This is a genomic window from Cupriavidus pampae (assembly GCF_914271485.1).
Classification (GTDB): domain Bacteria; phylum Pseudomonadota; class Gammaproteobacteria; order Burkholderiales; family Burkholderiaceae; genus Cupriavidus; species Cupriavidus pampae.
The window spans coordinates 324,530-337,107 of the sequence record NZ_CAJZAG010000010.1 but is presented as its reverse complement, the minus strand read 5'-3'; the positions used below and the strand labels follow the sequence as shown (position 1 = coordinate 337,107).

The window sequence follows — 12,578 nt, the reverse complement described above, 5'->3', positions numbered from 1 at the left end:
CGGCGAGCTGTTCATGCATGGACCTGCGTATCGCTTCGGCTTTTCTCTGGTGGCCCTGCTGGCGGCCGCCTGTTTGGCGTTCGTCACGCCTGCCGCCGGGCAAGGCACTCCGGAACTCGCGCCGGCACCGCACCAACCACCCGCCGCGCCGGCCGTCCTGATCCCGGCGGACAGCAGCACCGCCACAGACACCACCGCGAGCGTTGCGCCACGCCCGCTCGGGCGGCCGCGCATATGCCTCGTGCTATCCGGCGGCGGCGCGCGGGGTGCCGCGCATATTGGTGTGCTCAGGGTGCTCGAGTCCATGCGCGTGCCGGTGGACTGCATCGCCGGCACCAGCATGGGCTCGCTCGTGGGCGGGGCGTACGCATCGGGCATGAGCCTCGAGGCCATGGAAGCGCTCGTGGCAAATATCTCCACAGAAGCGCTGTTCAAGGAACGGCCACCGCGACAGGATCTGGCCATTCGCCGCAAGCTCGACGATCAGACCAATCTGTTCACACCCGAGATCGGTGTGCGCTCGGATGGTCTGATGCTGCCCAAGGGCGCGGTGTCGGGCGTGCAGCTGGAAACGGTGCTGCGCAAGCTCTCGAATGTGCCCGGCTATCGCGATTTCGACGAGTTGCCGATTCCTTATCGCGCGGTGGCAACCGACCTCGTTACCGGCACCGCCGTCGTGTTCAGCAAGGGCGAGCTGGCCAACGTGATGCGCGCCAGTATGTCGGTGCCCGGCGCGGTGGCGCCCACCGAATATCAGGGCAAGCTGCTCGTCGATGGAGGCCTGACCGACAACCTGCCGGTGGATGTAGCACGCGCCATGGGCGCGGATATCGTGATCGCGGTGAATCTGGGCACGCCGCTGATGAAGCGCGAGAGTCTGACCTCGTTGCTGGGGGTCACCAGCCAGATGCTCAATATCCTGACCGAGCAGAACGTGCGCACGTCGCTGGCCTCGCTGCGGCCCACCGATGTCCTGATCCTGCCCGAGCTCGGCGACTTCTCCGCCGGCGACTTCGATCACCTGCCCAAGACCATTCCGATCGGCGAGGCGGCCGCGCAGAAAGTTGCCGATCGGCTGGCCCCACTGGCGCTGCCGCCCGCCGAATACGCACAGCTGCGCGCCTCGCAGCAGGCATTGCCGCCGCCCGACCTGAGGCCTGTCGACGAGATTCGCCTCGCGCCGCTGGAACGCGTCAATCCGGACTACGTGCGCGCGACCATGGAGACCAAGCCAAATGCGCCGATCAGTCAGGAGGCGCTCGATCGCGACCTGCGTCGCGTGTTTGGCACGGGTGACTTCGAGCACGTCAACTACCGCTTCCTAGAGGAGCCAGGCAAGCGCATCCTGTCGGTCGACGCGATCGAGAAATCGTATGGGCCCAACTATCTGCGCTTCGGGCTGGGGCTCAGCTCGGATTTTCGCGGTGACGCCTACTTCAACGTGCTGGCCAGCTATCGCCGCACCTGGCTGAACCAGCTCGGCGCGGAATGGCGCACTGACGTGCAGGTGGGCCAGACGTCGAGCATCGTGACCGAGTTCTACCAGCCGCTCGATACCCGGCAGCTGTTCTTTATCGCGCCACGCCTCGAGGCGCAGCGGCGCACGATCAATATCTTCAGTGGCGACACGCGGATTGCCGCGTACGACGTGCGGCGCTTCGACGCGGCGCTCGATATCGGCAGCCAGTTCACCAAGTACGGCGAGGCCAGGCTGGGCATGCTGATCGGGCATGAGAACGCGACGCTGAGCACGGGCCCGAGCACGCTCGATCCGGGCTCGGGCGGCATCGCGCGCCGCGCCGTGACGGGCCGGGTGCTGGTGGACCAGCTCGACAGCATCAATTTCCCGCGCGATGGCTATGGCGCGACGCTCAACGTCTACTCCTCGCAGGCGGGACTGGGAGCCGACACCACCTATACCAAGGCCGAACTCACCGGCACGTACGTCCTCTCGCTCGGGCCGCATACGTTCAACATGGGCTTCCGCTTTGGCAGCAACGTGGGGCCGCCGCTGCCGCGCTACGACCTGTTCCAGTGGGGCGGCTTCCTGCAGCAGTCGGGCTTCAGCACCGGGCAACTGATGGGCGGCAATATCGAGTTCGGGCGGATCGTGTACTACAACAAGCTGTTCCGCCAAACTTTGCTGGAGGGTGTCTATGCAGGGGTCTCACTCGAAGCCGGCCGCGTCGGCGCGCCACTGGTGGCGGGCAGTCCGACTGGACTGCTGAAGTCGGCGGCGATGTTCCTCGGTCTGGATAGTCCAGTCGGACCGCTCTACGTCGGCTACGGGCGCGCGAGCGGTGGCCAGTATTCGTGGTACCTGTTTCTTGGAAAACCGTAAGCATGGCCAACGGGTGCCCGGTCGGGCTCTGCCCCCGCTGTCAAATAAAACTTTCATATCTGTCCAACCGGAGAGGGATTGTCAAATCGGCTGTGGCGCGTAGGATGGACAGCCTGATCGAATGGAGACACCCCCATGGCCCTGGACGACGAATCCTTTTCCCTGCTGCGCGCTTCGGTGCAGCGTTTCATTGAAGAACGCCTGAAGCCCGCCGAGGACACGCTCGAGGAGCTCGACGACGTGCCGGCCGAGATCGTCGCCGACATGAAGGAGATGGGGCTGTTCGGCATTTCGATCCCCGAGGAATACGGCGGCATCGGGTTGTCGATGTCGCAGGAGTGCGAGGTGGTCTACGACCTCGGCCATACGGCGTTCGCGTTCCGCTCGGTGTTCGGCACCAATGTCGGTATCGGCTCGCAGGGCATCCTGATGGACGGCACCGAGGAACAGAAACAGGCCTATCTGCCGCGCATCGCCAGCGGAGATCTGATCATTTCCTTCGCGCTGACCGAGCCGGAAGCCGGTTCGGATGCGGCGTCGGTGCAGACGCGCGCTGTGCTCGAAGGCGATCATTACGTGATCAACGGCACCAAGCGCTTTATTACCAACGCCCCGCGCGCAGGTGCCTTCACGCTGATGGCACGTACCGGCGATGCCGGCGCATCGGGCATCTCGTCGTTTATCGTGCCCGCGGATACGCCGGGCATCACGCTTGGCAAGCCGGATCGCAAGATGGGCCAGCGCGGCACCAAGACCTGCGACGTGGTGCTGGAAAACGTACGCGTGCCGGCCGCCAACATCATCGGCGGTGTGCCGGGCGTGGGTTTCAAGACCGCGATGAAGGTGCTCGACCGCGGCCGCCTCCATATCTCGGCGCTGGCCTGCGGCATGGCGCATCGGCTCATCACGGATGCGGTGGCGTATGCCCGCGAGCGCAAGCAATTCGGCAAGCCGATCGGCGATTTCCAGTTGATTCAGGCCATGCTCGCCGACAGCCAGGCCGAGTTGTACGCGGGGATGTCGATGGTGCGGGACTGCGCGCAACGCTACGACGCGAAGGCGCCGGGCAAAGCCGATCCCGAAGTCAGCATGCTGGCCTCGTGCACGAAGATGTTCTGCACGGAGATGGTTGGCCGGGTGGCGGACCGCGCGGTGCAGATCCATGGTGGCGCCGGCTATATCGCCGAGTACAAGGCGGAGCGCTTCTATCGGGACGTGCGCCTGCTGCGCCTGTACGAAGGCACGACGCAGATCCAGCAACTGATCATTGCCAAGCAATTGCTGCGCGACTGACGTCAGGCACCGAGCAGGAGGAGACAGCATGAGCGAGGCCCGGCAGATCAGCGAGCCGTGCGTGCCCCAGCGCGTGGAGGACGGCGCCTGCCGTCTGCGCGCGGTGGTGGCGACGTACCGGTCGGCGTTGCAGGCATTTACGCTGGCGATCTCGCCAGCGGAGTTGGTCCGCTTGCGCGGCGATGTGGCATCCGGCGGTACGGACCCTCAGTTGGTTCGCCTGCGCGATGCGGTAATGGCGTGTGGCCTCGCGCTACCCAGCGCGATCGTGGTAGCGGTGTCGGGCGGTCGCATGCAATGCGAGTCCGATCACCTCTATACCCTCGACATGCGGCCCAATGCCGGAGATACGCTGATCGTGCTCGAAGGCCATGATCGGCTCGAGCAATTGGCGCGCGGAGAACGCAGCCATTTCAAGACGCTGGTGACGGCGGTGTTGTGTCATACGGTCATCGACACCAAAACCGACATCAGAGTCGACACTAAGGCCGACACCGCTATGGATATCACCCTCGATACCTCGGCGGATACGCTCGTCCCTTACCAGACCTCGTCCACATCGCGGAGCAAGTGGCCCGCGAGGATGTAGTCGCCCAGACGCGTCGCCTTGGCTTCGAGTTCCACCAGTTCGTGATCGGCCAGCGTGCCGAGATCGAACTGGCAATACAGGTTGCGCTGCCGGAAAGTCGGTTTCGGCGTGGCCAGACCTTCGATCAGCGCTTCGCGCGACCGTACCGCAATGCTTTCCTGCCCGCGGTACTGCACCTTGATGCCACGCTTTTCACCAAGCCGACCGAGCTCGACGGCATCCTGCCAGCCCGTCTCATAGTCCAGCTCCACCGCAAACGTGGCCGCGGTGGCTTTGCCCGGTGTGTTCCCCGAGGCGAGATTCCCCGGGGCTAACTTCCCCGAGGCCAGGAAGCGCAACGCTTCTGCCTTGCTGCCAGCCCGCATGATTGACATCCACCCCTCTTGTCTCAACGATACTGTATGAATATACAGTGATCGACGTGGACCTACAAGCACCACTTCCGGGACCACGCCTGGGCTGGCCGACAGGCCGCCACGGTCGTCAGATGCGGCTGTTTTCGCATTTTTCAAGGGTAGCGTAGCGCGGCCTGCCTTGGCACCTGCATGTGGTTGCCATCAGAGATTTCGAAAACGCACGGCAGTGTGATGCCTGCGATAGGCCATGGATGCGGCGCCACTGCCGTGCGAGTACTCACCTCAGGGTCGCGTCTCCGGTCGCGTTGCCTCCGGCACGGCCGAGGCGGCCTGCACCGCGCCCGGCGACGATGCCGCGGGCGCGGCCGCTGAAAAATCGCCGGCATAGGCTTGGGCAATCGTTGTCGGCGACAGATAGCGGCGAATTGCCGCATTGACCGTAGCCGGCGTGGCGGCGCGCACGCGCTCGTCCAGCTCCGCGGTAAATGCCATGGTCCGATTCAGGAACAACTGGGTGGCCAGCGTGCCAGCCAGCACGCCATCGCGCGAACGGCTGACCGTGGCCTGTTGCAGCAAACCGCTTTGCGCTTCCGCGAGTTCGCTGGCACTGATGCCATCACGGATAAAGCGCGACAGTTCGTCGTCGAGCGCGCGCCGCAGGCGTTCGATATTCTGCGGCGCGTAGACCGCATATAAGCCGAAGCGGCCCGCACGGTCGAGCGATCCCACCTGCAGATAGCTGGACGCGCCGTAGCTGATGCCGTCCTGCTGCCGCAGACGGTCGGCCATGCGGCTGCGCATGCCGGTGCCGCCGAACACGCGGGTTGCGATCATCAGCAGCGGATAGTCCGGCGAGTCGGTCAGCAGATCGATCGGTTGCGTGGCCATGTACACCGCATTGGCCTTGCCCGGTGTCTCGAGCGTGAAGTTTGCGCCGGGAATCGCGACGAACGGCCGATCCACGCGCGCGAACGGCACCTCCGCGCGCCAGTCGCCGAACAGGAATATCGCCTGCCGCTTGGCCTCGTCGGCGTCGAAATCACCGACCAGCGCCAGCTGGGCATGGTCGGCGCCGTAGAAGCGGGCATGGAAGTCGCGCGCTTCGGCAGGGGTCACCGCGCGCAGTTCCACCAGACTTTCGTCGAAGGTCGGCGTGTAGCGCGGATCCTCGGCGGGGTATGGGTTGCCATGGCGTCCCAACGCATTGGGCGCCATTGCGTTGGGCTGGCTGCGCTGGCTTTCGATGCCGGCGATCGAACTCGCACGCAGCGTCTCGAACTCGCTGGCGGGGAAGGTTGGCATCCGCAGAACCGTGCGCAGCAATGCCAGCAGGTCGGGCAGGTACTGGCGCCGGGTCTCGAACGACACGGTCAGGCTTTCGGCGCCGCCGGAGATCGACACGTTGGCCTTGAGCGCTTCCAGCCGGTCCGCGATCTGCTGACGGTCGAACGCGCCGGCGCCGCGTCGCAGCATGCCGGCGGTCAGGTTGCCCACCGCGCGCTTGCCCTGCAGCGACTCCGTATTGCCAAAGCGCAGGATCAACGTGCCGTTGACGGCCTCGCCGCGCGTGGGTTTGGGCAGCAGCGCCAGTTGCATGCCGTTGGCAAGCGTCTGCCGCGTCGTATGGGCGTCGATGTTGGCGGGGCTGGGGTCGAACGTTGCCACGGCAGCCGCCGCGGGTTTGCCACGATAGTCGCGGGTCAGCGCGGCCACGTCCGGCGTGGCGGGCATCGCCGCCAGTTGCGGCTTGTCACCCGGGAGGAACTGGCCCACCGTACGATTGGTCGGCCGCAGATAGTTTTCCGCCACGCGTTGTACATCCTCCAGCGTGGTGGTCTCCACGCGATCGCGGGCGACGAAGATCAGGCGCCAGTCCCCCTTGGCGATTGCCTCGGACAGCGCCACGCCATAGCGCGCGGGATCGTTGAGGATATGTTCGTAGGCATTGCGCATGCGCACGCGCGCACGCTCGAGTTCTTCGGCCGTGACCGGGCGCGCGGCCACGCCTTCCACCTCGGCCAGCAGTGCCGCGCGCAGCGGTTCGAGCGGACGGTCCTTGCTGGTCCCTGCGGCGAACATCATCACACCGGGATCGTGCCGCGCTTCGAGCGACGAGCTTTGCCATGCCGCCTTGCGCGTCTGCACGAGCGACTGCTCGAGCCGCCCGCCCGGCGTGTCGGCCAGAATGACCGACAGCAGCCCCAGCGCGGTGCTGTCGGGGTGCGCGCCGGGCGCCACGTGATACTGGACCGCGATGATGCTGCTGTCGCCGGGCCGCGTCAGCGTGAGCTCGCGCGCGCCTTCCTGCGGCGGCTCCACCGTGTGTTCGGCGGGCAGCACGCGGGTGGGCCGCGGAATCGTGCCGAACGCCTGCTCGATGCGCGCGAGCGTGCGGTCTGGATCGAACTGACCGGTCACCACGAGCACCGCGTTGTCGGGCTGGTAGTAGCGTCGGTAGAACGCACGCAGGTTCTCGATGCCGACATGCTCGACGTCGCTGCGCGCCCCGATCGGTGCCTTGCCATAGCTGTGCCAGCGATAGGCAGCCGCGCTCATCTGCTGCATCAGCATGCGCATCGGATTGTTCTCGCCGATCTCCATCTCGTTGCGCACGACCGTCATCTCGCTGTCGAGGTCCGCACGCGCGATCACGCTGTTGACCATGCGGTCCGCTTCCATGCGCAGCGCCCAGTCGAGGTTGTCCTCGCTGTAGGCGAAGGTCTCGAAGTAGTTGGTGCGGTCCTGCGCGGTGGTGCCGTTCGAGGTCATGCCACGCCGCGCGAATTCGGTCGGGATGGTGCGCGCCGGTAGCGACGGGGTGCCCTTGAACAGCAGATGCTCGAGCAGGTGGGCCATGCCGGTCTCGCCATAGTTCTCGTGACGGCTGCCGACCAGATAGGTGACGTTGACGGTCGTGGTCGGCTGGGCCGCGTCGGGCGCCAGCAGGATGCGCAGGCCATTGGGCAGGCGATATTCGGTGATGCCTTCGACCTCGGTGACGCGCGTCGCCGCGGCAACCGGCGTGGCTGACACAGGCGCAGCGGCGCTTGGTGCGGCGAGCGTCAGCGTTGACGCGGTGGTCAGGATGGCCGTCATGAGAAGGCCGGCAACGGTCAGGCGAGGCATGGAGTCTCCGGCAGCGGTCCGCGATCACGATAACCGGGCCGCATGGCTACGATGTGAGCCCGATTCTAGCTGCGAGTGGGCACGGCGATAAGCGCGGCGCCGTACTTTTCGTGGAATGGAGGAGAATGTCCGATTCCAGCGCATTTCATCGCCCCTCGCGCGCTACGATGGCCGCATGAAACTTGATCCCGATACCTGCTACCGCGCTGTCGCGTCGCATGACCGTCGCTTCGATGGCCGGTTCTTCGTCGGCGTATCGTCCACCGGCGTGTACTGTCGGCCGGTCTGCGCGGTGCGCACGCCCCGGCGCGAGAACTGCTCGTTCTACGAGACTGCCGCCGCGGCCGAGAAGAACGGCTATCGCCCGTGCCTGCGCTGTCGCCCGGAACTCGCGCCCGGCCACGGCCTGGCCGATATCTCGGGCCGGCTCGCGCAGGCCGCCGCGACGCTGATCGACGAAGGCTTCATGGCCGATGGCGGGGTGGCGCAACTGGCCGCCCGCATCGGTGTGACCGAGCGGCACCTGCGGCGCCTGTTCGATGCCGAGTTCGGCGTGTCGGTGCTCGAGTACGCGCAGACGCAGCGGTTGCTGCTGGCCAAGCGGCTGCTGACCGATACGGCCCTGCCGGTTGCCGAAGTGGCCCATGCCGCCGGTTTCGGCAGTGTGCGGCGCTTCAACGATGTGCTGAAGACGCGCTATGGGCTGACGCCGCTGGCCATGCGCAAGCGCGCGGCGGACGGCATGGCGGACCGGCTCGTGTTCGAGCTCGGCTATCGCCCGCCGTACGCCTGGGACGCGCTGCTCGGCTTTCTGGGCACGCGCGCGGTCGATGGCGTCGAGCACCTGCAGGGCGAGACCTACCTGCGCACCATCGCGGTCGAGAGCGGCGGACGCCTGCATGTCGGGTGGGTACGAATCGAGCATGTGCCGCGCCGGCTGGTGTTGCGCGTGACGCTGTCCGCCTCGCTCGCGCACGCGATTCCGCAGGCGCTGGGCAAGGTGCGGCGGCTATGCGATCTGGGCTGCCGGCCCGATGTGGTGGACCGGCATCTCGGCGATCTGGCCGCGGAAATGCCGGGCATTCGTCTGCCCGGCACGTTCGACGGGCTCGAAATTGCCGTGCGCGCGATCGTCGGCCAGCTGATCTCGGTCGTGCACGCCCGGCGGATCCTCGCGCGGCTGGTGACCATCGCGGGCATCCCGCTGCCAGCTGGCGTGGCAGTGCCCGCGGCCGATGCGGCGGCGCCACTGACGCATGCGTTCCCTACCGCCACCGCGCTTGCCGCGCTGTCCGACGATGCTTATCGCGCGGCCGGGGTACCGGCCGGCAAGATGCGCGCGATCCGGGCGCTGGCGGAGCAGGTAGACGCGCGCTCGCTGCGGCTCGAGCCGCAGGCCCCGCCGGAAGACACCATCTCGGCATTGCGCGCGGTGCCTGGCATTGGCGACTGGACCGCGCAGTACATCGCGATGCGCGCGCTCGGATGGCCCGATGCGTTTCCCGCCACCGATTACGCGCTGCGCAAGGTGCTGGGCGTGGAGACCATCCGCGACATGAACGCGCGCACCGCCCAATGGGCGCCGTGGCGCGCCTATGCCGCCATTCATCTTTGGTACCGGTACGAACAGCGCAAGCTGCGCGCGGACGCGGACCACGACACCGTCAAGGAGCCAGCATGACCACGACTTCCGCCACGACCTTCCGCATGGTCGACAGTCCCCTTGAAGACATTCTGCTGCGCGCGGCCGATGGGGCGCTGACCGGCGTATTCTTCGCGGGTCAGAAGTATTACCCGCCGGGCATCGATGCCGCAGTGCTGCAAGCGACCGGGGCAGCCGATGCGCGCGTCTTCGACCAGGCCGCCGAGGAGCTGGAGGCCTACTTTGCCGGCACGCTGCAGACGTTCCGCGTGCCGGTGCGCTTCGCCGGCAGCACGTTTCAGCGCGAGGTCTGGCAGGCGCTGCGCGACATCGCGTTCGGAGGGACGGTATCGTACGGGGAGCTGGCCGCATCGCTGAATCTGCCCTCGTCGCACGCGCGGGCCGTGGGCGGGGCGGTGGGGCGCAATCCATTGTCCGTGGTCGTGCCGTGCCATCGCGTGCTGGGCGCCAGCGGCGCGTTGACTGGCTACGCCGGGGGCGTGGATCGCAAACGGGCGTTGCTGGGCCTGGAGGGCGTGCCGGCGCTGGCGCGCCATCCGCTCCATCAGTAAACGGTAGGGGAAGCGCTTGCTGCGCTTTTGACCGGGGATTGTGCCTTGCTAGCTACCCCCCGTTAGTCTGTGCCTCAAGTTATGCAACATTTTGCCGAAGGCCAAAGCAAGCGCTTGCGCCGCGCCGTCCGCCACGCGTACCATGCCGCGTTGGTCGCAAACCTGCTCTTTTGCGGCGCAAATCCCACACTGATGTAGCGTAATCCCCGTAATGCCATGAGCCTCCGAGATTCCAAAGGGTCCGACCCGGAACAATCCCTCCATCAGGTTCCACCGATGGACGACGAGCAAGAAGAACTAGAACAGGAGGGGTCGCACTCGGACGAACGCTACCGCCTGACCCATGTCTCGCAGATCGGCACGGTGCTGCGCGATCTGGCGTGGCAGAAATGCCTGCTGAGCGTGCGCTCGCGCAACGGCTCGGAGATCGTGACATCGATTCTTCACGTCGATCCCGCCAATCGCACGTTCATCTTCGACTGGTGCCGCGCCGATGGCGAGCGTCAGGCGCTGATGGCCTCCGATCAGAACGCGTTCTCGGGCCTGCTGCGTGGCGTGCCCGTGAACTTCCTCGTCGGCACCCCCGGCGCGACGCGTTTCGAAGGCGGTCCCGCGTTCATTGCCGATTTTCCGGGCAAGCTCTATCACTTCCAGCGCCGCCGCCATTTCCGCGCACGTACGTTGCTGACCAAGGGCTATCGCTGCGAGATCCGCGTCCAGGAAGGTGCGGAGACGCGCGTCATGCAGATGGATATTGCCGACCTGTCGCTGTCCGGCGTCGGCCTGCGGTCGCGCGCCGTGGGGTCGGAGCAGTTGCCGGTCGGGACCACGGCCAAGCGCTGCCTGCTCGATTTCGGTGAACTTGGCCGTCTGGAGCTGGATATGCAGGTAGTTGGCCACTGGATGGTCGGCTACGACGACAACACCGTCCACCATTACGGCTGCGCGTTCCTGAACCCCGACGGGCGCATGGAAAACTTCCTGCAGCGGCTCGTATTCGCCCTCGAACTGGCCGCCCGCGGCTAAGGTACCACCCCCCGCCCTTGCTCCCTTCTCCCTCCGGGAGAAGGGCCGGGGATGAGGGCAAGCCGCCCCTTCCTCTGGCCCTCAGCTGGCAATCAGCTTGCCGATAGCCGCCGCAGCTTCGCGCATCGGCGTCAACAGGCGCGCGATCATCTCTGCTTCCGACACCTTCGCCGCCTTGACGCTCACGCTGACAGCCGCCACCACGGCGCCGGACAGCGCCCGCACCGGTACCGCGATCGCGCGCAGGCCGGGCTCCAGTTCCTCGTCGATCAGCACATAGTCCACCTCGCGCGCCCGCGCGAAAGCCGCCTCGAGCTCCGTCCGCGAAACCTTGGTCTGCATCGTGCGCGGGCGCAGTTCGGCGTGCTCGAAGAACGCTTCGAGCACGGCCTCAGGCTGATAGGCCAGCAGCAGCCGGCCAATCGACGTGCAATAGGCGGGCAGGCGGCTGCCCATGCCCAACGAATGCGTCAGCACGCGCTGCACCTCGGATCGCACCAGATAAAGAATGTCGGTGCCGTCCAGAATCGCCAGCGCCGAGGTTTCGTGGATCCGTGTGCTCAGCGTATCGAGGATCGGCTGCGCGGCGGAGACCAGCGAGGTCGAGGAGAAATACGCATGGCCGAGATGCAACACCCGCGGCCGCAGCGCGAAATGCCCGTCCTGCTGGCTGACGTAGCCGAGTTGCTCGAGGGTATAGAGGCACCGGCGCACCGAAGCGCGCGAGAGCTGGGTCCGCTGGGCGACCTGAGAGATCGTCAGCGGCCGCTTGCGCTCGGAAAACGCTTCCAGCACCGTCAGCCCGCGCGCGAGCGACAGCATGAAGTTCGGATCGCCGGCAAAGCCGGTCAGCAAATCTGACGGGGGACGGGCGGCACGCACGGTGTCGGCATGCGCGGGCTGGAGGCGAATCGGATGGGGGGCGTCCATGGGAGGGGGCGTGGCCTGGAGGCGTTCGATAATCGCGCATCTTAACGTCTTGATCCATGCGATCGCCCCTTCGCACAAAAAAAATGTCGCCGCTGGTGCGCATGGGTGACCCATGCAGGCGGCGACTTTGGGAAGGATGCCGTACAAGACGGGGGTCTTGGCGACGACTCAAGTATAGATAGCCTCACATAGTCGTCACATACGACTTCGGTGGGGTGACGGCTGAGTACCCTCCGAGGTTTGCCTTTGAAGGTTTCGGAGAGGCTTTCGGCCGCGACCGCGTCGTTCAGCCGCCCTTGCCCGTGTTCTGCCAGTCGTCGCATTTCTTGCGCGACAGCGCCTCGCGCGAATAGCCGCGGCCCACGCGCAGCTGATGCTCGACCGCTTCGGCCTGGTCCATGCACGCGAATACGAGGTCGTCGCGCGTCCTCTGTGAAACGCCCCTGAGGTCGGGCGCCTCATAGGCAAGCCGGCGCGCGCGGCAGCGCAGGAACAGCAGTGTTTCCTCCGAGGCGGTGCGCAATTGCGCCGCGTCCACGCGCTCGCAGTGCGCGATATCGGGCTCGGCCACTGCCAGCGCCGGCACGCAGAGCGGCAGTGCGAGCAGCAGACCGAGCAGTAATCGAGACGCGGCAGACATGGTTCGATAGGGGGAGGTGGCAAGTTTCGTCTGCATCATTGCAAAGCAATGTGAACAGTGCAA

At 66.1% G+C, this 12,578-nt stretch carries 10 protein-coding genes; 6 read left to right on the top strand and 4 right to left on the bottom strand.

Features of this window, described 5'->3' with window-relative positions:
• Window positions 1–13: 13 nt before the first annotated feature.
• From LDO41_RS25465 to LDO41_RS25455, 3 genes are all read left to right on the top strand, one after another.
• Entirely contained in the window at window positions 14–2,341 is a 2,328-nt protein-coding gene (locus tag LDO41_RS25465; protein ID WP_223993374.1) for a patatin-like phospholipase family protein, read from the top strand.
• Window positions 2,342–2,476: 135 nt separating this feature from the next.
• Window positions 2,477–3,634 carry an acyl-CoA dehydrogenase family protein gene (locus LDO41_RS25460; protein ID WP_223993373.1) on the top strand — a complete coding sequence of 386 codons (1,158 nt, stop codon included), beginning with the start codon at window positions 2,477–2,479 and terminating at the stop codon, window positions 3,632–3,634.
• Between the two features lie 28 nt (window positions 3,635–3,662).
• Window positions 3,663–4,223, top strand: coding sequence for a hypothetical protein (locus tag LDO41_RS25455; RefSeq protein WP_223993371.1), 561 nt, complete (start codon window positions 3,663–3,665; stop codon window positions 4,221–4,223).
• On the opposite strand, the gene LDO41_RS25450 is transcribed toward LDO41_RS25455, so the two are convergent.
• Both LDO41_RS25450 and LDO41_RS25445 read right to left on the bottom strand, forming a co-directional pair.
• Window positions 4,175–4,597, bottom strand: a complete 423-nt coding sequence (locus tag LDO41_RS25450) for a PHA-granule associated protein 4 (protein WP_223993369.1) — start codon at window positions 4,595–4,597, stop codon at window positions 4,175–4,177. The genes LDO41_RS25455 and LDO41_RS25450 overlap by 49 nt on opposite strands.
• 264 nt (window positions 4,598–4,861) lie before the next feature.
• The gene (locus tag LDO41_RS25445) at window positions 4,862–7,705 is read right to left on the bottom strand and encodes a M16 family metallopeptidase (RefSeq protein WP_223993367.1); all 2,844 of its coding nucleotides are present in this window, start codon (window positions 7,703–7,705) and stop codon (window positions 4,862–4,864) included.
• A 175-nt stretch (window positions 7,706–7,880) separates the two neighbouring features.
• On the opposite strand from LDO41_RS25445, the gene LDO41_RS25440 reads away from it, so the two are divergent.
• The 3 genes from LDO41_RS25440 (at window position 7,881) to LDO41_RS25430 (ending at window position 10,945) form a co-directional block, all read left to right on the top strand.
• Window positions 7,881–9,386 carry a DNA-3-methyladenine glycosylase 2 family protein gene (locus LDO41_RS25440; RefSeq protein WP_223993366.1) on the top strand — a complete coding sequence of 502 codons (1,506 nt, stop codon included), beginning with the start codon at window positions 7,881–7,883 and terminating at the stop codon, window positions 9,384–9,386.
• Window positions 9,383–9,919: a methylated-DNA--[protein]-cysteine S-methyltransferase gene (locus LDO41_RS25435; RefSeq protein WP_223993361.1), complete on the top strand. Its 537-nt coding sequence runs from the start codon at window positions 9,383–9,385 to the stop codon at window positions 9,917–9,919. Before LDO41_RS25440 ends, LDO41_RS25435 begins: the two co-directional genes overlap by 4 nt.
• Window positions 9,920–10,195: 276 nt before the next feature.
• Window positions 10,196–10,945, top strand: a complete 750-nt coding sequence (locus LDO41_RS25430; RefSeq protein WP_223993359.1) for a flagellar brake protein — start codon at window positions 10,196–10,198, stop codon at window positions 10,943–10,945.
• An 81-nt stretch (window positions 10,946–11,026) separates the two neighbouring features.
• On the opposite strand, the gene LDO41_RS25425 is transcribed toward LDO41_RS25430, so the two are convergent.
• On the bottom strand, window positions 11,027–11,875 hold the full coding sequence (locus LDO41_RS25425; protein WP_223993358.1) for an IclR family transcriptional regulator domain-containing protein: 849 nt from the start codon (window positions 11,873–11,875) through the stop codon (window positions 11,027–11,029).
• A 286-nt stretch (window positions 11,876–12,161) separates the two neighbouring features.
• A complete protein-coding gene (locus LDO41_RS25420; RefSeq protein ID WP_223993351.1) occupies window positions 12,162–12,515 on the bottom strand; it encodes a hypothetical protein in 354 nt (117 codons plus the stop codon).
• Between the last annotated feature and the right edge of the window lie 63 nt (window positions 12,516–12,578).

Bases quoted from the DNA above. Each gene is read 5' to 3' on its own strand.
- LDO41_RS25465 (WP_223993374.1), top strand. From the start codon at position 14: ATGCATGGACCTGCGTATCGCTTCGGCTTTTCTCTGGTGGCCCTGCTG.
- LDO41_RS25460 (WP_223993373.1), top strand. From the start codon at position 2,477: ATGGCCCTGGACGACGAATCCTTTTCCCTGCTGCGCGCTTCGGTGCAG.
- LDO41_RS25455 (WP_223993371.1), top strand. From the start codon at position 3,663: ATGAGCGAGGCCCGGCAGATCAGCGAGCCGTGCGTGCCCCAGCGCGTG.
- LDO41_RS25450 (WP_223993369.1), bottom strand. From the start codon at position 4,597: ATGTCAATCATGCGGGCTGGCAGCAAGGCAGAAGCGTTGCGCTTCCTG.
- LDO41_RS25445 (WP_223993367.1), bottom strand. From the start codon at position 7,705: ATGCCTCGCCTGACCGTTGCCGGCCTTCTCATGACGGCCATCCTGACC.
- LDO41_RS25440 (WP_223993366.1), top strand. From the start codon at position 7,881: ATGAAACTTGATCCCGATACCTGCTACCGCGCTGTCGCGTCGCATGAC.
- LDO41_RS25435 (WP_223993361.1), top strand. From the start codon at position 9,383: ATGACCACGACTTCCGCCACGACCTTCCGCATGGTCGACAGTCCCCTT.
- LDO41_RS25430 (WP_223993359.1), top strand. From the start codon at position 10,196: ATGGACGACGAGCAAGAAGAACTAGAACAGGAGGGGTCGCACTCGGAC.
- LDO41_RS25425 (WP_223993358.1), bottom strand. From the start codon at position 11,875: ATGGACGCCCCCCATCCGATTCGCCTCCAGCCCGCGCATGCCGACACC.
- LDO41_RS25420 (WP_223993351.1), bottom strand. From the start codon at position 12,515: ATGTCTGCCGCGTCTCGATTACTGCTCGGTCTGCTGCTCGCACTGCCG.